Origin of the sequence: Collinsella aerofaciens, assembly GCF_015554145.1 — a bacterium.
Taxonomy (GTDB): Bacteria; Actinomycetota; Coriobacteriia; order Coriobacteriales; family Coriobacteriaceae; genus Collinsella; species Collinsella aerofaciens_AA.
On the sequence record NZ_JADNHZ010000021.1, the window covers coordinates 16,846 to 35,595 of the forward strand.

22 protein-coding genes and 1 pseudogene are annotated in these 18,750 nt (G+C 61.2%); 22 read left to right on the forward strand and 1 reads right to left on the reverse strand.

Annotated features, from left to right (window positions below; genetic code table 11):
• Positions 1-37: 37 nt before the first annotated feature.
• The gene (rpsJ, locus tag I2E13_RS08510) at positions 38-346 is read left to right on the forward strand and encodes a 30S ribosomal protein S10 (protein WP_022094184.1); all 309 of its coding nucleotides are present in this window, start codon (positions 38-40) and stop codon (positions 344-346) included.
• A 116-nt stretch (positions 347-462) separates the two neighbouring features.
• Here the strand turns inward: rpsJ and I2E13_RS08515 are convergent, their stop codons facing one another.
• Complete coding sequence (locus I2E13_RS08515) at positions 463-1,239, reverse strand: biotin--[acetyl-CoA-carboxylase] ligase (protein ID WP_195404824.1); 777 nt, start codon at positions 1,237-1,239, stop codon at positions 463-465.
• A 176-nt stretch (positions 1,240-1,415) separates the two neighbouring features.
• Between I2E13_RS08515 and I2E13_RS08520 the strand changes: the two genes are divergently transcribed.
• The 21 genes and pseudogenes from I2E13_RS08520 to rplP form a co-directional block, all read left to right on the forward strand.
• The gene (locus tag I2E13_RS08520) at positions 1,416-2,375 is read left to right on the forward strand and encodes a 3-oxoacyl-ACP synthase III family protein (protein ID WP_195404825.1); all 960 of its coding nucleotides are present in this window, start codon (positions 1,416-1,418) and stop codon (positions 2,373-2,375) included.
• Between the two features lie 52 nt (positions 2,376-2,427).
• Positions 2,428-2,664 (forward strand): acyl carrier protein, encoded by a 237-nt coding sequence (locus I2E13_RS08525; protein ID WP_006235019.1) that lies wholly within the window; start codon positions 2,428-2,430, stop codon positions 2,662-2,664.
• 2 nt (positions 2,665-2,666) lie between these two features.
• A complete protein-coding gene (gene fabK, locus I2E13_RS08530; protein WP_195404826.1) occupies positions 2,667-3,611 on the forward strand; it encodes an enoyl-[acyl-carrier-protein] reductase FabK in 945 nt (314 codons plus the stop codon).
• Complete coding sequence (locus I2E13_RS08535; protein WP_195404827.1) at positions 3,599-4,525, forward strand: ACP S-malonyltransferase; 927 nt, start codon at positions 3,599-3,601, stop codon at positions 4,523-4,525. The genes fabK and I2E13_RS08535 overlap by 13 nt, the downstream gene beginning before the upstream one ends.
• A gap of 30 nt (positions 4,526-4,555) precedes the next feature.
• Complete coding sequence (fabG, locus tag I2E13_RS08540; RefSeq protein ID WP_195404828.1) at positions 4,556-5,329, forward strand: 3-oxoacyl-[acyl-carrier-protein] reductase; 774 nt, start codon at positions 4,556-4,558, stop codon at positions 5,327-5,329.
• Positions 5,330-5,368: 39 nt separating this feature from the next.
• On the forward strand, positions 5,369-6,616 hold the full coding sequence (gene fabF / locus I2E13_RS08545; protein WP_195404829.1) for a beta-ketoacyl-ACP synthase II: 1,248 nt from the start codon (positions 5,369-5,371) through the stop codon (positions 6,614-6,616).
• 3 nt (positions 6,617-6,619) lie between these two features.
• Positions 6,620-7,093, forward strand: a complete 474-nt coding sequence (accB, locus tag I2E13_RS08550) for an acetyl-CoA carboxylase biotin carboxyl carrier protein (protein ID WP_195404830.1) — start codon at positions 6,620-6,622, stop codon at positions 7,091-7,093.
• 9 nt (positions 7,094-7,102) lie between these two features.
• On the forward strand, positions 7,103-7,525 hold the full coding sequence (gene fabZ, locus I2E13_RS08555; protein ID WP_099432064.1) for a 3-hydroxyacyl-ACP dehydratase FabZ: 423 nt from the start codon (positions 7,103-7,105) through the stop codon (positions 7,523-7,525).
• Positions 7,526-7,535: 10 nt separating this feature from the next.
• Complete coding sequence (locus I2E13_RS08560) at positions 7,536-8,879, forward strand: acetyl-CoA carboxylase biotin carboxylase subunit (protein WP_118449975.1); 1,344 nt, start codon at positions 7,536-7,538, stop codon at positions 8,877-8,879.
• On the forward strand, positions 8,866-10,590 hold the full coding sequence (accD, locus tag I2E13_RS08565; RefSeq protein ID WP_089572485.1) for an acetyl-CoA carboxylase, carboxyltransferase subunit beta: 1,725 nt from the start codon (positions 8,866-8,868) through the stop codon (positions 10,588-10,590). The genes I2E13_RS08560 and accD overlap by 14 nt, the downstream gene beginning before the upstream one ends.
• 40 nt (positions 10,591-10,630) lie before the next feature.
• Positions 10,631-11,845, forward strand: a complete 1,215-nt coding sequence (locus I2E13_RS08570; RefSeq protein ID WP_195404831.1) for a PTS fructose transporter subunit IIB — start codon at positions 10,631-10,633, stop codon at positions 11,843-11,845.
• A 150-nt stretch (positions 11,846-11,995) separates the two neighbouring features.
• Positions 11,996-13,150: a cation diffusion facilitator family transporter gene (locus I2E13_RS08575; RefSeq protein WP_195404832.1), complete on the forward strand. Its 1,155-nt coding sequence runs from the start codon at positions 11,996-11,998 to the stop codon at positions 13,148-13,150.
• Between the two features lie 39 nt (positions 13,151-13,189).
• The gene (locus I2E13_RS08580; protein WP_195404833.1) at positions 13,190-13,816 is read left to right on the forward strand and encodes a histidine phosphatase family protein; all 627 of its coding nucleotides are present in this window, start codon (positions 13,190-13,192) and stop codon (positions 13,814-13,816) included.
• 450 nt (positions 13,817-14,266) lie between these two features.
• The gene (gene rplC, locus I2E13_RS08585; RefSeq protein ID WP_035137484.1) at positions 14,267-14,887 is read left to right on the forward strand and encodes a 50S ribosomal protein L3; all 621 of its coding nucleotides are present in this window, start codon (positions 14,267-14,269) and stop codon (positions 14,885-14,887) included.
• Positions 14,888-14,933: 46 nt separating this feature from the next.
• The gene (gene rplD, locus I2E13_RS08590; RefSeq protein ID WP_006235032.1) at positions 14,934-15,560 is read left to right on the forward strand and encodes a 50S ribosomal protein L4; all 627 of its coding nucleotides are present in this window, start codon (positions 14,934-14,936) and stop codon (positions 15,558-15,560) included.
• Positions 15,561-15,848, forward strand: coding sequence for a 50S ribosomal protein L23 (rplW, locus tag I2E13_RS08595; protein ID WP_022094197.1), 288 nt, complete (start codon positions 15,561-15,563; stop codon positions 15,846-15,848). It begins immediately after the preceding gene.
• 179 nt (positions 15,849-16,027) lie between these two features.
• Positions 16,028-16,858, forward strand: coding sequence for a 50S ribosomal protein L2 (gene rplB, locus I2E13_RS08600; protein ID WP_055250219.1), 831 nt, complete (start codon positions 16,028-16,030; stop codon positions 16,856-16,858).
• A 32-nt stretch (positions 16,859-16,890) separates the two neighbouring features.
• Complete coding sequence (rpsS, locus tag I2E13_RS08605) at positions 16,891-17,151, forward strand: 30S ribosomal protein S19 (RefSeq protein WP_006235035.1); 261 nt, start codon at positions 16,891-16,893, stop codon at positions 17,149-17,151.
• 14 nt (positions 17,152-17,165) lie between these two features.
• Positions 17,166-17,537 carry a 50S ribosomal protein L22 gene (gene rplV, locus I2E13_RS08610; protein WP_006235036.1) on the forward strand — a complete coding sequence of 124 codons (372 nt, stop codon included), beginning with the start codon at positions 17,166-17,168 and terminating at the stop codon, positions 17,535-17,537.
• Between the two features lie 6 nt (positions 17,538-17,543).
• Positions 17,544-18,254 carry a 30S ribosomal protein S3 gene (rpsC, locus tag I2E13_RS08615; RefSeq protein ID WP_006235037.1) on the forward strand — a complete coding sequence of 237 codons (711 nt, stop codon included), beginning with the start codon at positions 17,544-17,546 and terminating at the stop codon, positions 18,252-18,254.
• A pseudogene (rplP, locus tag I2E13_RS08620) lies at positions 18,254-18,670 on the forward strand (50S ribosomal protein L16); the annotation flags it as partial. The gene rpsC and the pseudogene rplP, both read left to right, overlap by 1 nt.
• Positions 18,671-18,750: the final 80 nt, after the last annotated feature.

The following is an 18,750-nucleotide window of genomic DNA, read 5'->3' on the forward strand; positions in this document are numbered from 1 at the left end:
CCGCGAGAACATCTCTCGCACTCTTTGGAGGTTTAAGTTGGCTACCCAGAAGATCCGCATTCGCCTCAAGGGCTATGATCACGAGGTCGTCGATCAGTCCGCGAAGCTCATCGTCGAGACCGCTCAGAAGACCGGCGCTCGCGTTTCCGGTCCTGTCCCCCTGCCCACCGAGCGCAACCTGTACACGGTTATCCGCTCGCCGCACGTGAACAAGGACTCCCGTGAGCAGTTCGAGATGCGCACCCACAAGCGCCTCATCGACATCCTCGACCCCACCTCGGGCACCGTTGATTCGCTCATGCGTCTCGACCTCCCCGCTGGCGTCGACATCGACATCAAGCTCTAAGCGATATCGCTCATAGCTTACAGAGCCCCGCTGCCATTACGGTAGCGGGGCTCTTTTGTTTTGCATGATGGGTTTTGACTGCCTGGTAATGCTGCTGAGTAGGTGGCTGCGGCGCCCTATTCGCCCAAGGGGCGCAGCGACGCCTCCTCAAAATGGAAGGATCGCAAGCCGTATTCCGTTTCGATACACGTGCGTCCAAAGGTATCGACGGTTTTAAAGATGCCTCGCGCCAGTTCGTCTCCTGCGGGGGAGCGGGCGATAACGTGCTCCCCAATCCAATTGAGGTGAGTGATATATTCGCCGTGGATGGGCGCGAGCGGTCCGGCGTTTTCTTCCATGGCGTTGAGCAGATCTGCCCACGCGTCCACAGCGTTTACGACGGTGTGATAGACCTCCTTGAGCAGCACATCGACGGCGGGAACGTTCTCGTTGAGGTTAGACAGGCCGATTGCCGGTAGGCCGCCATCGGGAACCTCTGAGGGCACATAGTTCACATTGACGCCAATGCCGCAGACGGCGAAAGTTTTGCCTTCGTTATCGCGTGCGGCCTCGACCAGAATGCCGCCGAGTTTGCGCCCTCGAGCGACCAAGTCGTTGGGCCATTTGAGGCGAATCTCGTTTGCAAGACCCTGCTTTTCGAGCGCCTCGAGTACCGCTAGGCCGCTGACGGCGGCAAGACCAGAGTACTTTGCAGGATTAACGCATGGACGCAGGACAATCGAAAGCAATAAGTTGCCGGCGGTTGAATCCCACTTGTGGCCGCGCCGGCCGCGTCCTGCTGTCTGAGCCAGGGCGGCAAGTCCTGTGCCATGCGGCGCTCCCTGTTTACCTGCTTCGAGCAGGTCATCGTTGGTCGATCCGGTTATGTCGACTATCGTTAATTTGGCATCCATAACGGCTGCTACCTCCTTAATGAATAAGTGAATAACGCAATGGTGTCGAGAGACAGACACAATGTGAAGCCTTTGTCGCATTTGGACAATTTAATGTTAACACGTCAACAATGACTGAAATGCGCTATCCTCTCTTGGTCGATGTAAACACGTCAACAACTCAAAGGAGGTTAGTGATGGGTTTCACGATTCTTGGAACAGGCTCGGCGCTTCCTAAGTGCAGTGTTTCCAATGACGAGCTGTCCGAGTTCCTCGATACCTCGGATGAGTGGATTTTTACCCGCACAGGTATTAAGTGTCGCCACGTCTGCACCACCGAGTCGCTTGACGATCTTGCCGTAGCGGCGAGCGAGCGGGCACTCCAGGTGTCCGGAATCGACGCGAGCCAGCTGGATCTGATCGTCTGCTCGACGACGACGGGTGACCACCTTGTTCCCGCCGAAGCGTGCGCCGTTGCTGAGCGACTGGGCGCGACGTGCCCTGCTTTCGATGTCTCGGCTGCCTGCGCCGGCTTCGTATTTGCGCTCGATGTCGCCGAGGGCTATATCGCCCGAGGACGAGCCAAGCATGTGCTTGTCGTTGCTGCCGAGCAGATGACGCGCGCGCTCGACTGGACCGACCGCGCCACTTGCGTGCTCTTTGGCGATGGGGCTGGTGCCGCGGTGATTGAGGCCGGGGGAGACAGCCCCCTTGCCGTTGAGCTTTCGACGGCGCCCGACGTCGAGACGTTGTGCGTTCCCGGTCTGGTCGGCACCTCGCCGTTTAAGGCCTCCGCAGATAGTGAGAGCGTGCTGTCCATGAATGGTCGCCGCGTGTTCAAGTTCGGCGTCAACGCGATCTGCGACACGGTCCATAAGCTTGCGAGCGATGCGGGCATTTCGGTCGAGGACATCGACCATTTTGTATTCCATCAGGCTAACGAACGAATCCTGAGCCAGGCGGTCAAGCGCCTCGGTGTGCCAGACAAGCGCGTGGTTCGAACGCTGCGCGAGACCGGCAACATTTCGAGCGCCTGCATTCCCTTTGCGCTTGATCGGCTGGCGCGCACCAACGCACTGAATGCGGGCGACACCATCGCCCTCGTTGGATTTGGCGCCGGCCTGGATATAGGTGGCTATCTACTTCGTTGGAAGTAGGCGCACATAGGAAATGAAACCGCCCCTAGGGCACAAACAAAGGAGAACTACCATGGCAGATCAGAAGACCTTCGAGCGCGTTTGCGACGTGATCCGCGAGACCGCTGGCCTTGACGACGTCGAGATGAAGCCCGAGTCCACGCTCGAGGAGATTGGTCTCGACAGCCTGGGCACCGTCGAGATCCTCGTAGCCGTCGAGGATGAGTTTGGCATCCAGCTCGATACCGAGGAGAACCCCAAGACGGTCGGCGAGTTCGCCGATACGGTCGAGGCGGCATTGGAGAAGTAGTGATGCTCAAGTCTCCTCTCTGCGATCTGCTCGGCATCGAAAAGCCCGTGTTCCAGGGCGGTATGGCCTGGATTGCCGACGCCTCGCTGGCGTCCGCTGTGTCCGAGGCGGGCGGCTTAGGGATCATCGCGGCCATGAACGCCGACGCCAACTGGCTGCGCGGCCAGATTCACGAGCTGCGCGCCAGGACGGATAAGCCCTTTGGCGTCAACGTCATGCTCATGAGCCCGTTTGCCGACGAGGTCGCGCAGGTCGTTATTGACGAGCGAGTGCCGGTCGTCGTGACGGGCGCCGGCAATCCCACCAAGTACATGAAGGCGTGGAACGAGGCGGGCATCAAGGTCATCCCGGTCGTTGCCTCGGTGGCGCTGGCGCGTCTCGTGGCGCGTCGCGGAGCTACTGCCGTGGTTGCCGAGGGCACCGAATCGGGCGGCCATATTGGCGAGACCTCGACGATGGCATTGGTGCCGCAGGTTGTCGATGCGGTCGATATCCCCGTGGTGGCGGCCGGCGGCATCGCCGATGGCCGTGGTGTGGCGGCCGCCTTTATGCTCGGCGCTGCCGGCGTCCAGGTGGGAACACGCTTTCTGGTCGCAAACGAGTGCACCGTATCCGAACAGTACAAAGAGCTGGTGCTCAAGGCAGGCGATACGTCGACGCGTGCGACCGGTCGCTCGACGGGACATCCGGTTCGCGCCCTCAAGAGCCCCTTCACCAACGCGTATGCCAAGAACGAGGCGGCGGGCGCAAGCCCCGAGGAGCTCGGGGCCATGGGCACGGGCGCGCTTCGTAAAGCCGCAAAGGACGGAAATTACGAAGAGGGTTCGTATTTGTGCGGACAGATTGCCGGCATGGTCAACGAACGCCAGAGCGCACGCGAAATCGTCGACGATCTGGTCGATGGCGCCGAGCATGTCCTGAAGGGTGCGTCCACATGGGTAGCGTAGCGTTTCTGTTTGCCGGTCAGGGTGCCCAGCATCCCGCGATGGGTGTCGACCTCATCGAGGCATCGCCGGCGGCTGCCGAGCTGTTCGCCATTGCCGACGAGGTGCGCCCGGGGACGAGCAAGCAGTGCCGGAGCGCCTCGAAAGAGGAGCTCTCGCAGACCGAGAACACGCAGCCTTGCGTGTTCGTGCACGACTTAGCTGTCGCCGTCGCCCTGCGCGAGCGCGGCGTGGTGCCTGCCGCCTGTGCGGGATTCTCGCTGGGCGAGGTCGCAGCACTCACCTTCGCGGGGGCATTCGATACGCGAGCGGGTTTTGAGCTCGTGTGTGAGCGCGCGGCATTGATGGCCACGGCGGCCGAGCGTCACCCCGGCGGCATGCGCGCCGTCATCAAACTCGATGCGGCGCAAGTCGAGGGCCTGGCAAAACAGGCCGGCGAGGACTGCTGGCCGGTCAATTACAACAGTCCGCAGCAGACGGTTGTTGCCGGAGCGCCCGAGGCGCTGCAGGAGCTCGACGTCCTAGTAAAAGAGGCTAGCGGCCGCGCTATGAAAGTCGCGGTGTCGGGTGCATTCCATAGCCCCTATATGGCCGAGGCGACTGAGGGGCTGGCGACGTATATCCAAGACGGCCACGCGCCGTCTCCGCTGCTGATTCCGGTCATGGCAAACATGACGGCGGCGCCCTATCCGGCGGACCCGCGAGCGGCATCGGATGTCTTGGCCAACCAGGTGAGTCATGCCGTTCGCTGGGCCGACACGCTGCATGCTCTGCAGGATCAGGGCATCGACACGTTTATTGAGGTCGGTCCTGGCAAAACGCTGTCGGGCCTGGTCAAGCGTACGCTGAGCGACGTTCGCGTGTATTCGTGCGAAACGGCCGAGCAGGTCGCAGCTATCGCCAACGAGCTCGCATAGTCCACAGGGCTGTAACCCGAAAGGAATGACATGGGCAACTTGAACAACGGCGCGCTCGAGCGCAACGACTCACATCGCGTGGCACTAATCACGGGCGGCTCGCGGGGTATCGGCCGCGCTTGTGCCGTGGGCCTGGCGGAGGATGGCTACGATATTGCCGTCGTCTATGCCGGCAGCGTCGATGCGGCACGCGAGACGTGCAAAGCCTGCGAGGCGGCTGGCGCCACGGCGCGCGCATATCAATGTGACGTGGCCGACCCCGATGCCGTCAACGCATGCGTGGAGGCGGTCCTGAGCGACTTCGGCTCAATCTGGGCGCTCGTCAACAACGCCGGCATCACCCGCGATGGCCTGCTCATGCGCATGGGCGATGACGCATTCGATCGCGTGCTCGATGTCAATCTCAAGGGAACATTCAATATGATGCGCGCACTCACCAAGACCTTTATGCGCCAGCGCGGCGGCTGCGTCGTCAACATGAGCTCGGTCGTGGGCCTGATGGGCAATGCCGGGCAAGCCAACTACGCTGCCTCCAAGGCGGGTGTGATAGGGCTTACCAAGGCGGTGGCGCGCGAGCTTGCGCCCCGCGGCGTACGAGTGAACGCGGTCGCCCCCGGGTTTGTCGAGACAGATATGACGGCAAAGCTCTCGGAGAAGGTGCGTGCGGCAACCGAGGAGCAGATTCCCCTTAAGCGTATGGCACGTCCCGAGGAAGTGGCCGGCGTGGTGCGCTTTTTGGCGAGCGACGCGGCGGCCTACATTACGGGCGAGGTCGTACGCGTCGACGGCGGAATGGCGATGTAGAAACCAGGGCCGAAGAACGGCTTGGATGAGGAGACCATGATGGAACAGAGAGTTGCAATCACCGGCATCGGTGCCGTATCGCCGCTCGGCAACACCGCACTTGCCACCTGGGCGGCAATGTGCGCCGGCACGTGCGGCATCGGCCCGATTACGCACTTCGATACCGATGCGTTTACCGTCAAGGTGGCGGCCGAGGTCAAGGGCTTTGACGGCAACGAGTACTTTGGCAAGCGTGACGCCAAGCATCTGGACCCCTGCGTTCAGTTTGCGATGGCGGCTTCGGACGAGGCCATGCACGATGCGGGCTTTGATGCCGAAGGCGCCATCGATCGCGAGCGCCTGGGCGTTTACGTGGGGTCGGGCGTGGGCGGCATGCAGACGCTCGTCGACAACGTCCATACGATTGCCGACCGTGGGCCCCGCCGCGCATCGCCTTACATGATCGCGATGATGATCCCCAACATGGCATCGGGCAATATCGCAATCCGTCACAAGGCAAAGGGACCGACCCTGCCAGTCGTGACTGCGTGCGCGACCTCGGCCCATGCGGTGGGCGAGGCGTTCCGTGCTATCAAGCACGGCTATGCCGACGCGATCCTCGCGGGCGGTGCCGAGGCGGCCATTATCCCCGATGCCGTTGCGGGCTTTACGTCCTGCCGCGCATTGACTACCAACCCCGATCCCGCGACGGCCTGCCGCCCGTTCGACGCAGACCGCGATGGCTTTGTGATGGGTGAGGGCGCCTGCGTGCTCGTGCTCGAGAGCATGGAGCATGCGCAGGCGCGCGGTGCGCACATTTATGCCGAGGTCGTGGGCTACGGCAACACCGATGATGCCTATCACATTACGAGCCCCGACCCCGATGCCGCCGGCATTGCCCGTGCGATATCGCTGGCGGTGGCCGAGGGCGACGTTAAGCCGTCCGAGGGCCTCTACATCAACGCCCACGGCACCTCGACCAAACTCAACGATTCGTCCGAGACGGCGGGCATTAAGCGTGCGCTCGGCGAGGACGCGGCACGCGCTGCGCACGTCTCGTCAACCAAGTCGATGACCGGGCACATGATCGGCGCCACGGGCGCCATCGAGGTCATGGCCTGCGCCATGGCGCTCGAGCAGGGCGTGGTGCCCCCGACCATTAACTACCACACGCCCGATCCCGCCTGCGATCTTGATTACACACCTAATCGCGCGGTTCGCGCCGACCTTACCTGGGCGCTTTCGACCAACCTGGGCTTTGGCGGGCACAACGCCGCCATCGCGCTGCGTAGATATGCAAGGAGCTAGAGCATGGATTCCAAAAGACTTGCCGAGATAGCCGATGTTATGGAGGACCGCGGCCTCACGCGCGTACGTGTTGAGGAGCCCGATGGCACCGCGGTCGAGCTCGAGCGCGCGAGCGCCGCGCAGCCGGTTGCCGTGCCCATGCCCATGCCGAGCGCCATGGCCGCTCAAGTTGCAGCTCCCGCAGTCGCGCCTGCCGCACCGGAACCCGCCGCGCAGGCGCCTGCCGCCGCACCGGAGCCCAAGGGCACCGAGGTGGCCGCTCCCATGGTCGGCGTTTTCTATGCTGCCCCGGCGCCGGGCGACGAGCCGTTTGTGCGCGTGGGCTCCAAGGTCAAGGCCGGCGAGACCCTCTGCATCATCGAGGCCATGAAGGTCCTCAACGAGGTGACGGCAGAGACGGATGGCGAGGTGCTCGAGATCTGCGTGGCCGACGGCGACCTCGTGGAGTTTGGCAGCTGCCTCATGAGGATCGGATAGGTGATATCCATGAACAAAGAAGAGCTCAAGAAGCTGTTGCCGCATCGCGAGCCGATGCTTTTGCTCGACGAAGCCGAGCTGGTGGGCGACGAGGCCCACGGCAAGATCACGATTACGGGCGACGAGTACTTTTTGCAGGGGCATTTTCCGGGAAACCCGGTCGTCCCCGGCGTGATCCAGTGCGAGATGCTCGCCCAGAACTGCTGCGTGCTGCTGATGGGCGATGAGGAGGCGCGCGGCGCGACGCCGTTCTACACGAGTCTGGACAAGGTGCGCTTTAAGCGTCCGGTGCGCCCGGGCGACACGGTGGATCTGGTGTGCTCCATCACGCGTGCGCGCGGGCCGTTCCGCTTTGCGACGGGTACCGCGAGCGTCAACGGTGAGGTTTGCTGCCGCGCCGATATGTCTTTTGCACTCATGCACGAAAGTTAAGGAAGGCTTCATGTTCGACAAAGTGCTCATCGCCAACCGCGGCGAAGTCGCGGTCCGTGTTATCCGCGCGTGCCGCGATATGGGCATCAAGACCGTCGCCGTTTATTCCACGGCCGATGCGGACGCGCTGCACGTGCAGCTTGCCGACGAGGCGTATTGCATCGGCGGCCCGCGTCTTGCCGAGAGCTACCTCAACGACGATGCCGTGCTCACCTGTGCCGTAAAGTCGGGGGCAAAGGCGATCCATCCCGGCTATGGCTTTTTCTCCGAGAAGGCGAGCTTCGTGCGCGACTGCGACAAGTACGGTCTGGCGTTTGTCGGTCCTTCGGCCGAGGTGATCGACAGCATGGGCGACAAGGACGCCGCACGCCGAACGGCTGCTGCCGCGGGCGTGCCCATCGTGCCGGGCTGCGATTTGCTCAAAAGCCCCGAGGAGGCGACGGCCGAGGCCGAGCGCATCGGCTGTCCCGTGCTCATCAAGGCGCGTGCCGGCGGTGGCGGTCGCGGTATTCGCAAGGTCGAGCGCGTGGAAGACGCGGCAAAGGCGTTCATCGAGGCGCGTGCCGAGGGCGAGGCCGTTTTTGGCGACGGCGAGTGCTACATGGAGAAGTTCGTCGCGCCGGCGCATCACGTTGAGGTACAGATTATGGCCGATAAGCAGGGCCATGTGTTTTCACTCGGCGAGCGCGAGTGCTCGGTGCAGCGCCGCAACCAAAAGCTGATCGAGGAGAGCCCCGCGCCGTGCCTCGACGGACGCGACGATATTCGTGCCCGTATGCACAAGGCCGCGCGCGACCTGGCTCGTGCCGTTGGCTATGAGGGCGCTGGCACCATCGAGTTTTTGTACTCAGATGACGGCAATTTCTACTTTATGGAAATGAACACGCGCTTGCAGGTGGAGCATCCGGTTACGGAGTTTGTGACCGATACCGACCTGGTTAAGTGGCAGCTGCGCGTGGCTGCCGGCCAGCCTCTGCCCTTTGAGCAGGAGGACGTACCGGTCCGCAACCACGCCATGGAGTGCCGCATCAATGCCGAAACGCCGGACTTTCTACCGTCATGTGGAACGGTCACCGCGTTGCGTGTGCCGGGTGGTCCGCGCGTGCGCTGGGATTCCGCCATGTTTACCGGAGCGAAAGTTCCGCCGTACTACGACTCCATGCTCGGCAAGCTCATCGTGTGCGCGCCCACGCGTGACGGTGCCATTCGCAAGATGCGCTCGGCCCTGGGCGAGCTCGTGATTGAGGGCGTGAGCGAAAATAGCGAGCTTCAGCTCGACGTGCTGGCAAACGACGAGTTTTTGTCGGGCATGTATCACACCGATCTGATGGGGCATCTCTATGCTGATGAATAGAAAAGCGAAGACGGTCAATGTCCTTGAGGGGCCGATAACCGAGTCGTGCGCCGAGTTCCCCGCGCGCCACGTGTTTGTCAAATGCCCGGAGTGCCGCCGTGTGATCGATGAGGCGCGCCTGCACGACAACCTCGAGGTCTGCCCTCGTTGCGGCAAACACTTTCGCGTGAGCGGTCGCGCGCGCATGCGCATGACGGTCGACGCGGGTACCTTTGAGGAATGGGATGCCAATCTGGCGTCGAAGGACTTCCTCTCGTTTCCCGGTTATGCCGACAAGCTTAAGAGCGTGAGCGAGCGTTCGGGCGAGCGCGATGCCGTTGTGTGCGGCAGGGGCAAAATCTGCGGCTGCGATACCGCGCTCTTCTTTATGGATGCCAACTTTATGATGGGCTCAATGGGCTCCGTGGTGGGCGAGAAGATCTGTCGTGTCTTTGAGCGCGCGGCCGAGTTGGGGCTGCCGGTCGTTGGCTTTACCGTATCGGGCGGCGCCCGCATGCAGGAGGGCGTGACCTCGCTCATGCAGATGGCCAAGATTTCTGCGGCGGTTAGGCGCCACAGCGAGGCGGGCGGCCTGTACATCACGGTGCTCACCGACCCCACGACCGGAGGCGTAACCGCGAGCTTTGCCATGGAGGGCGACATTATCCTGGCCGAGCCCGATGCCCTGACAGCATTTGCCGGCCCGCGCGTGATCGAGCAGAACATGCACAAGCGTCTGCCCAAGGGATTCCAGCGTTCCGAGTTTTTGCTGGAGCACGGCTTTTGCGATGCCGTTGTTCCGCGTGGTGAGATTGCGCTCACGGTAGGCGAGCTGCTGGCGCTGCACGAAGGGCACGCGCCCGGCCTGGGGGCACCGCATGAGATCGTGCATACGGGTCGTCGCGACAAAAAGCTGGGACACTTGTTTAAGCGCTCGGCCGCACCAAAAAGCGCGCTCGAAATCGTCAAACAGACTCGCTCGGCGAACCGCGCCACGGCAGGCGAGATGATCTCGTTGGGTCTCGACGGATTCGTAGAGCTGCACGGCGACCGCTACTTTGGCGACGATGCTGCCGTGGTGGGCGGCATCGGCTGGAAAGACGGGCGACCCGTGACGGTTATCGCCATCGAGCGCGGTACCACGACCAAAGAGCGCATGCGTCGCAACTTTGGTATGGCACATCCCGAGGGCTACCGCAAGGCACGTCGCCTGATGCACCAAGCCGAGAAATTTGGTCGGCCGGTTCTGTGCCTGGTTGATACTTCGGGCGCGTTTTGCGGCATCGGTGCCGAGGAGCGCGGCCAGGGCGAGGCGATTGCCCAGAATCTCATGGAGATGAGCGGCCTTAAGACGCCGATTGTCTCGGTGGTGACAGGCGAGGGCGGCTCTGGTGGCGCGCTGGCGCTGTCCGTGGCCGACCGCATCCTGATGCTCTCGAGCTCGGCCTATTCGGTCGTGAGCCCCGAGGCCTGTGCGTCGATCCTGTGGAAGGATACCGAGCGCGCGAATGAGGCCGCTGAGGCGCTTAAGCTCACGGCCCCCGATCTGTTGGCGCTCGGCATCATCGACGGCATTGTTGACGATAGGGGCCTGTCGCATGAGGAGATCGCCGGTGTCGTCATGTCCTCGGCATTTGATGCCTTCGATACGCTTGGGCAGCTCGACGACGCGACCCTCACAAACCTCCGCTACGAAAAGTACCGCGCAATCGGTCAGTACCGCACGATGTGACAAAGGGACAGTCCGCATGTCACATTGGGAAAGGCGTTCCATGTCACAAGTTTCTAACACCTCGTTTACAACGACGGTTTCATCAAACGCCATGGCCGTGGTGGACTATCTGTCCAAAAGCATGATGTCGGCGTTGCCGTTTATTGTCTGCGCGGCGCTGTTCCGCACCGTTGCCGTCATTATGGGCGAAGGCATGCTTGGTCTATGGCCTGCCGATTCCGAAATCTATCGCCTGTTTTACAGCTGGCTGTATAACGCTGGCTATTACTTTTTGCCCATCTATCTTGGTTGGGCCGCTGCCCGCCAGCTCGGTTGCTCGGAGCAGCTGGGCATGATGCTGGGCGGCGTATTGATTGTGCCCGATCTGCTTAAGCTCGTTGATGCCGCATCGACGACGGGGGCATCGATGACTTTCGTGTATGGTCTGCTTCCCGCGCCGGTCAACGATTACACGACGACTGTTATTCCGGTTCTCATCTCGGTGCCCGTGCTATGGCAGGTGGAGCGTTTCTTTAAGCGCACTATCCCTCAGGCTGTGGCGTTTTCTTTTGTACCGTTTGCAACCATGCTTGTCATGGTTCCGGTGTCGCTGTGTGTTACGGCGCCGGCAGGCAGCTATCTGGGCATGCTGTTGGGACAGCTTATGTTTATGCTTGGCAATTCCGGTGGCATCGTGTCGCTGCTCACGCTCATGGGGCTTGCCGCGGGCTGGGAGTTTCTTAAGATCGCGGGTGTCAGCAACGTTGTCCTATCGCTCGCCTATGCGCAGTTTATGAGTGTGGGAACGGATTCGTGCATCCTGATCGCCGCGACGATGGCAACGTTCGCCGTTTGGGGTATGCCCTTTGGCGCGTCGCTCCGCGTTGCGGATAAGGACGAGAAGGCGCTCATGCTGGGCTATTCAATCTCGGGGATTCTTGGCGGCGTAAGCGAGCCAGCGCTGTACGGATGCGGCTTTAAATATGGCAGGTGTCTGACGTGCATGGCCGTTGGCGGCGCCGTCGGAGGCCTTGTTGCGGCCGTGGGCCACGTTACGGCTTATACCATCGGTATGACGAATGTCCTCATGGTCATTGGCTTTGCCACGGGCGGCATCTCGAATCTGCTGTGGTGCTGCGCTGCCGGCGGCGCAGCATTTGCGGTGTCTGCGGCGCTGAGCTGCTGTTTTGGCGTGGTGCCGACAAAGATGCAGGCGGCAGAAGACGCAGCTGATTCGCTCGAAACAGTGGCGAGCGCTGCTGAAGCAAGCGCATAAATCTGTGCGACAAAAGGACGATTCCTTTGTCATATTCCAAGGCTGCGGCCCGTGTGGGCTGCGGCCTTTTTGTATCTGGAGGACAAAGTGGCTACACTACAATCCGTTTGAGAAATAGATATATAGGTAGTACCGTGGGGACTGATGAGGATGGTCGAGTGGATTGTTCGTCGTGCGCAGGGCGACCGTGCGCGCGTGGGAACGTTGACGGGCATAGTGTGTATTCTCGCCAATGTTGCGCTTTGCGCTGCGAAGGGTGCAATTGGCGTGCTGTCGGGATCGGTTTCGATTGTGGCGGACGCCATGAACAACCTGTCCGATGCCAGCTCGAACATCGTGAGCGTGCTTGGCTTTAAGCTGGCGGGCAAGCCGGCCGACCCCGAGCATCCTTACGGACATGGCCGCTACGAGTATCTCTCGGGTCTGGTCGTGGCGGCGCTCGTGCTGCTGATTGGCGTTGAGCTGGTGAAGTCCTCGGTTGAGCGCATCATCCACCCCGAACCTGTCGAGTTCTCGCTTGCCCTGGTGGCAGTCTTGGTGCTTTCGATGATTGTTAAGCTCTGGATGGCGGCCCTCAACCAAAAGCTCGGCGATCGCATTGAGTCCGAGACGCTGCATGCGACCGCTCAGGACTCAAAGAACGATGTCCTAGCTACGGGTGCTGTGCTGACGTGCGCAATTGTTTCGCAGGTGACGCACATCAATCTTGACGCATGGGTCGGCCTTGCCGTTGGCGCCTATATTGGCTGGAGCGGCTTTGAGCTCATCCAGGATACGGTGAGCCCGCTTTTGGGCCAGGCACCCGATCCAAAGCTGGTCAAGCACATTCGAGACAAGATCATGAGCTACCCCGGCGTTTTGGGTGTTCATGACCTAATGGTTCACGATTACGGTCCGGGCAGGAAGTTTGCAAGCGCGCACGCCGAGATGGCGGCCGAGGCAAGCCCGCTGGAAAGCCACGACACGCTCGATAACATCGAGCAGTCGTTTAGGAACGAAGACGGCATGATCGTCACGCTCCATTACGACCCCATCGTGACCGACGACCCCAAAGTGGCGAGCATGCGCTTGCGCATCAACGCTATGGCTCAAGAGATTGATAGCCGCCTCTCGATCCACGACCTACGCTGTGTTCCGGGCCCCACGCATACCAACGTGATCTTTGACTGCGTACGTCCCTCGGATTTGGCGATGAGCGCCGAGGACCTGAAGCGCGCGCTGGCGAAACGGGTCGAATCGGAATATCCCAAGTCGGTCGCCAAGATCACGATCGACGAAGACTACGTAGGCCATACCCACGAGTAGGGCTGTGCCGAAAAAGCAAGTTATGCAGAAGGGGAGAGCATGAAGCGCCTATACCTACTCCGCCACGGTCAGACGGAGTTCAACGTCAAAAAGCTGGTCCAGGGCCGCTGCGATTCACCGCTGACCAACCTGGGCCGTCAGCAGGCACGGACGGCAGCCGCATGGCTCAAAGCCCACGGTGTCGTCCCGGATAAAGTGGTCTCTTCGCCCTTAGGCCGGGCCATGGACACAGCTCAGCTCGTCGCTACCGAACTCCTTGGCCCGGACGCAGCAGTCGAGCCCTGCGAAGGCATCATCGAGCGCAGCTACGGCACCTTCGAAGAAGGCCCCCACGACGCCCTGCCCACCGACGTCTGGGACCCGGGCGAGGACCTGGTCCCCTTCGGAGGAGAAGGAAGTCATGCCCTGCAGGAGCGCATGGTAGCCACCCTCACCAATCTCATGGGCGCCGAGGGCATCGAAACCCTCCTAGCAGTAAGCCACGGCAGCGCCAGCCGCCAATTCATCAAGGCTGCAGCCCCAGAGGGCTTCGAGCTCCCAGCAAAACTTCCCAACTGCGCCATCATGATTTTTGATTTCGATGAGGCGGAGCCACAAGTAGAGGGCGAGCCAATGCAATGCAAGTTCACCCTCCAGCAAATAGTGGACCCCCAACAAAGTCATTAGCCTGAGCGAGCAGAGTTAAGCAGACATCAACGTGTCGTCTCCCGAGCACGGCGGAGGGCCGGAGAAATATATTAAGGTCATCGCGAGTTCCGCACGCAAAGGAGAGCACTTAATGTGCTCTCCGTCTTGCGCAGGACTGTAGAGCAGGGACCTTAATATATTTCTCCGGCCCTCCGCCGTGCTCGGGAGCCATCCACGCACTTTACCTGCGTAAACAATGTGAGTGAAATATGAATCTCGATGGATACGCCCGCAGCCGTGTATACTAAACAGCTGTGTGAAACCAGGGGAGTATTCTGGCTGGACAAAATGCCTGCTTAATAGGGTTGTCAGGTAGTCCGGGCGCAATACAAGACTGGGGAGCACATCGTGTAAGTAGTGGTCCTCTAGGGGCGTACGCTCGGTGGTGTACGCATTGTCCCAAGACCACGCGAGAGTTGGGATCATATCTTGATCAGCATGATTCTCGGCCGCAAGATTGGCATGACCCAGGTTTGGGACGAGGACGATAACGTCGTTCCCGTCACGGTCATCCAGGCTGGCCCCTGCGCTGTCTCGCAGGTTAAAACTCAGGCAACCGACGGCTATGACGCCGTCCAGATCGGTTTCGGCGACATCAAGGCCAAGAACGTGAACAAGCCCATGGCTGGTCACTTCGCCAAGGCTGGCGTCGAGCCTGTCCGCTTCCTTCGTGAGGTCCGCGTCGAGAACGGCGAGGAGCACAAGGTCGGCGAGGTCGTCACCGTCGCTGATTTCGCTGATGTCGAGAAGGTCGACGTCATCGGTACCTCCAAGGGTAAGGGCTTCCAGGGTCGCATCAAGCGCTGGGGTCAGCGCCGCGGTCCTATGACGCATGGTTCTCACTTCCAGCGTCACCCCGGTTCTATCGGTCAGTGCGCCTATCCTGCGCGCGTCCTCAAGGGCGTCAAGATGGCCGGTCACATGGGTAACGAGCGCGTTACCGTCAAGAACCTTTCCGTTGTCCGCATCGATGCCGAGCAGAACCTCATCTTGGTCAAGGGCGCTGTCCCGGGTGCCAAGAATGGTCTCGTCGCCATCCGTATGGCCTAAGGGCCCAGCCCATTTAGCCCAGCGTCATACCAAGGAGAACACTTAAATGGCAAAGTTTGAAGTAAAGAACAGCGAGGGCAAGAAGGTCGCCGAGGCCGAGCTCGCCGCTGAGGTGTACGGCATCGAGCCGAACATCCACGTTATGCACCACATCGTCAAGTGCCAGATGGCCTCTTGGCGTCAGGGCACCCAGTCCGCTAAGGGCCGCTCTGAGGTTTCCGGTGGCGGCAAGAAGCCTTGGCGTCAGAAGGGCACCGGCCGTGCCCGCCAGGGTTCCATCCGTGCTGCCCAGTGGCGTCACGGTGGCGTTGTCTTCGCCCCCAAGCCCCGTTCCTACGCTAAGCGTATGAACAACAAGGAGGTCAAGCTGGCTATGCGCTCCGCGCTGTCCGCCAAGCTGGCCGATGGCGAGCTCGTGCTCGTCGACGACTACGGCTTCGAGAAGCCTTCCACCAAGGCTGCCGTCGCCATGCTCAAGGCTCTCGGCCTTGAGGGCAAGCGTCTGACCATCATCGTTCGCGATGAGGACGTCAACGCCTACCTGTCGTTCCGCAACATTCCCAAGACGTTCATCATCACTGCCGACGAGGCCAACACCTACGATCTCGTCAACAACAACGCTGTGCTGATGCCCGCCGACATCGCCGCTCACTTCGGGGAGGTGCTTGCATAAATGACCGCCCACGAGATCATCATCCGTCCGATCGTGTCCGAGCGTTCCTTCTCCGGCATGGAGCTGAACAAGTACACGTTCGAGGTCGCCAAGGATGCTAACAAGTATCAGATCAAGGACGCTGTCGAGGAGATCTTCGGCGTCAAGGTCGTTCGCGTGAACACCCTGACGGTCAAGCCCAAGACCAAGCGCGTGCGCTATGTCGCCGGCAAGACCCGTTCTTGGAAGAAGGCCATCGTCACGCTGGCCGAGGGCGACACCATCGAGGTCTTTGGCAACCAGGCCTAAGACTCGCTGCTGTTGAGTGAGCTCATGCCTCCCAAATAGGGGAGGCGAGAGCTCAAGGTTTCGGGCGTATAAAATGGACACGCCCGGAACCGTGTATACGTCCGGTGTCATCGCACCCGAGGCAGAACCTCGAATCCCTGTCTGCGATGGCTAACGGATTCCTATTGAAAGGGATTGTAATGGCTGTAAAGCACCTTAAGCCGACCTCCGCTGGTAGGCGTTGGCAGACGATCTCCGATTTCTCCGAGATCACCTGCACCAAGCCCGAGAAGTCTCTTCTCGAGCCCCTGCCCAAGAAGGCCGGTCGTAACAACAACGGCCGCATCACCACCCGCCACCAGGGCGGCGGCGTGAAGCGTCGTTACCGCGTGATCGACTTCAAGCGCAACAAGGACGGCGTGCCCGCCAAGGTTGCCACGATCGAGTACGATCCGAACCGTTCCGCTCGCATCGCTCTGCTGCACTACGCTGACGGTGAGAAGCGCTACATCCTGGCCCCCAAGGGCCTCGAGGTCGGTCAGACCATCATGTCCGGTTCTGACGCCGACATCAAGCCGGGCAACGCTCTGCCCCTCGCCGACATCCCCGTCGGTACGCTCATCCACGCCGTCGAGTTCCAGCCGGGCAAGGGCGCTGCTATCGCCCGTTCCGCCGGTAACTCCTGCCAGCTGATGGGTAAGGAGGGCAAGTACGCTATCGTCCGTATGCCTTCCTCCGAGATGCGCCGCATCCTCGTTACCTGCCGCGCCACCGTCGGTGAGGTCGGCAACGCCGATCACGCCAACATCGTCATCGGCAAGGCCGGCCGTAAGCGTCACATGAACGTGCGCCCGACCGTCCGCGGTACCGTCATGAACCCTGTCGACCACCCGCACGGCGGTGGCGAGGGCAAGAACCACACCTCTGGTCGTCCCTCTGTTACCCCCTGGGGTAAGCCGACGAAGGGCCTTCGTACGCGCAAGAAGAAGAAGGTCTCGAACCAGCACATCATTCGTCGCCGTAAGAAGTAATTTCGGATACCGAGTTTTAGGAGAAAGCACTTATGAGCAGAAGTCTCAAAAAGGGCCCGTTCGTGGAGACTCGCCTTCTCTCGCGTATCACCGCGATGAACGAGGCTGGCAAGAAGGACGTCGTGAAGACCTGGTCCCGCGCGTCCACCATCTTCCCCGAGATGGTTGGTCACACCATCGCCGTCCACGACGGCCGCAAGCATGTGCCCGTGTATGTTACCGAGTCCATGGTTGGTCACAAGCTCGGCGAGTTCGCGCCGACTCGTACGTTCCGTGGCCACAAGGCCAAATAGGGGGTTAACCGTAAATGGCAACTAAGTCTATTGAAACTGAGGCCACCGAGGTTCGCGCCGTCGCTAAGTACGTGCGTGTTTCCCCCAGCAAGGCCCGCCTGGTGGTCGATCTGATCCGCCGCAAGCCTGTCGCTCAGGCCTTCGACATCCTCCACTTCTGCGACCGCGCCGTCGCCGTGGATGTCGAGAAGGTTCTCCGTTCCGCCGTTGCGAACGCCGAGAACAACAACGGTCTGCGTGCTGACAACCTGGTTGTCGCCGCTGCCTATGTTGACGAGGGTCCGACGCTTAAGCGCATCCGTCCCCGCGCCAAGGGTTCCGCTTCTCGCATTCTGAAGCGTACTTCCCACATCACCGTCGTCGTTGCTCCTCGAAAGGAGGCGTAAAGCTGTATGGGTCAGAAAGTCTACCCCACCGGCTTCCGTCTTGGCATCACCGAGAACTGGCGCTCCCGCTGGTTCGCAGAGAAGGATTACGCTAAGACCCTCGGTAACGATCTCGAGATCCGCAAGTACCTCGAGAAGCGTCTTTCCCGCGCAGCTGTCTCCCGCGTCGAGATCGAGCGCGCTGGCGACAAGGTGAAGGTCATCATCCTCACCGCTCGCCCCGGCGTTGTCATCGGTAAGAAGGGTGCCGAGATCGATACCCTCCGCACCGAGCTCGAGAAGGTCGCTGGCGTCTCCAAGGGCCAGCTCTCCGTCGACGTTGTCGAGATCAAGCGCCCCGAGCTCGACGCCAACCTCGTTGCTCAGTCTATCGCCGAGCAGCTCGAGGGCCGCGTTGCCTTCCGTCGCGCTATGCGCAAGGCTGTCCAGTCTGCCCGCAAGGCCGGCGCTAAGGGCATCCGTATCCAGTGCTCCGGTCGTCTCGGCGGTGCCGAGATGGGCCGTCGTGAGTGGTACCGCGAGGGTCGCGTGCCTCTGCACACCCTCCGTGCCAAGATCGACTACGGCACGGCTGTCGCCAGCACCACCATGGGCGCTTGCGGCGTGAAGGTCTGGATCTACCTGGGCGAGAAGCTCCCGGGCCAGCCCGTTCCCAACCCTGCACTCGAGGGCTCTTCCCGTCCTCGTCGTCGTAACTCCGAGAGGAGGGGTCAGTAGTGCTTGCCCCTAAGCGTATTCTTCACCGCAAGGTGCAGCGTGGCTCCATGAAGGGCCAGGCCAAGGGTAATACCGAGCTGCATTTCGGCGAGTTTGGTATCCAGGCTCTCGAGGCCCATTGGATCACCAACCGTCAGATCGAGGCCGCTCGTATTGCCATGACCCGCTACATGAAGCGTGGCGGTCGTGTCTACATCACGATCTTCCCCGATAAGCCCATCACCAAGAAGCCTGCCGAGACTCGCATGGGTTCTGGTAAGGGTAACCCCGAGGAGTGGGTGGCCGTCGTCAAGCCCGGCCGCATCATGTTCGAGGTCAAGGGCGTGCCCGAGGAGGTCGCTCGCGAGGCTCTGCGTCTTGCACAGCACAAGCTTCCCATCAAGACCAAGATTGTTGCTGCCAAGAACGCTGAGCAGCGCATCGAGAAGGAGATGGCTGAGGAGGCCGCTCTCGAGGCCAAGTGGGCTGCTGAGGACGCCGCCGCCGCCAAGGAGGA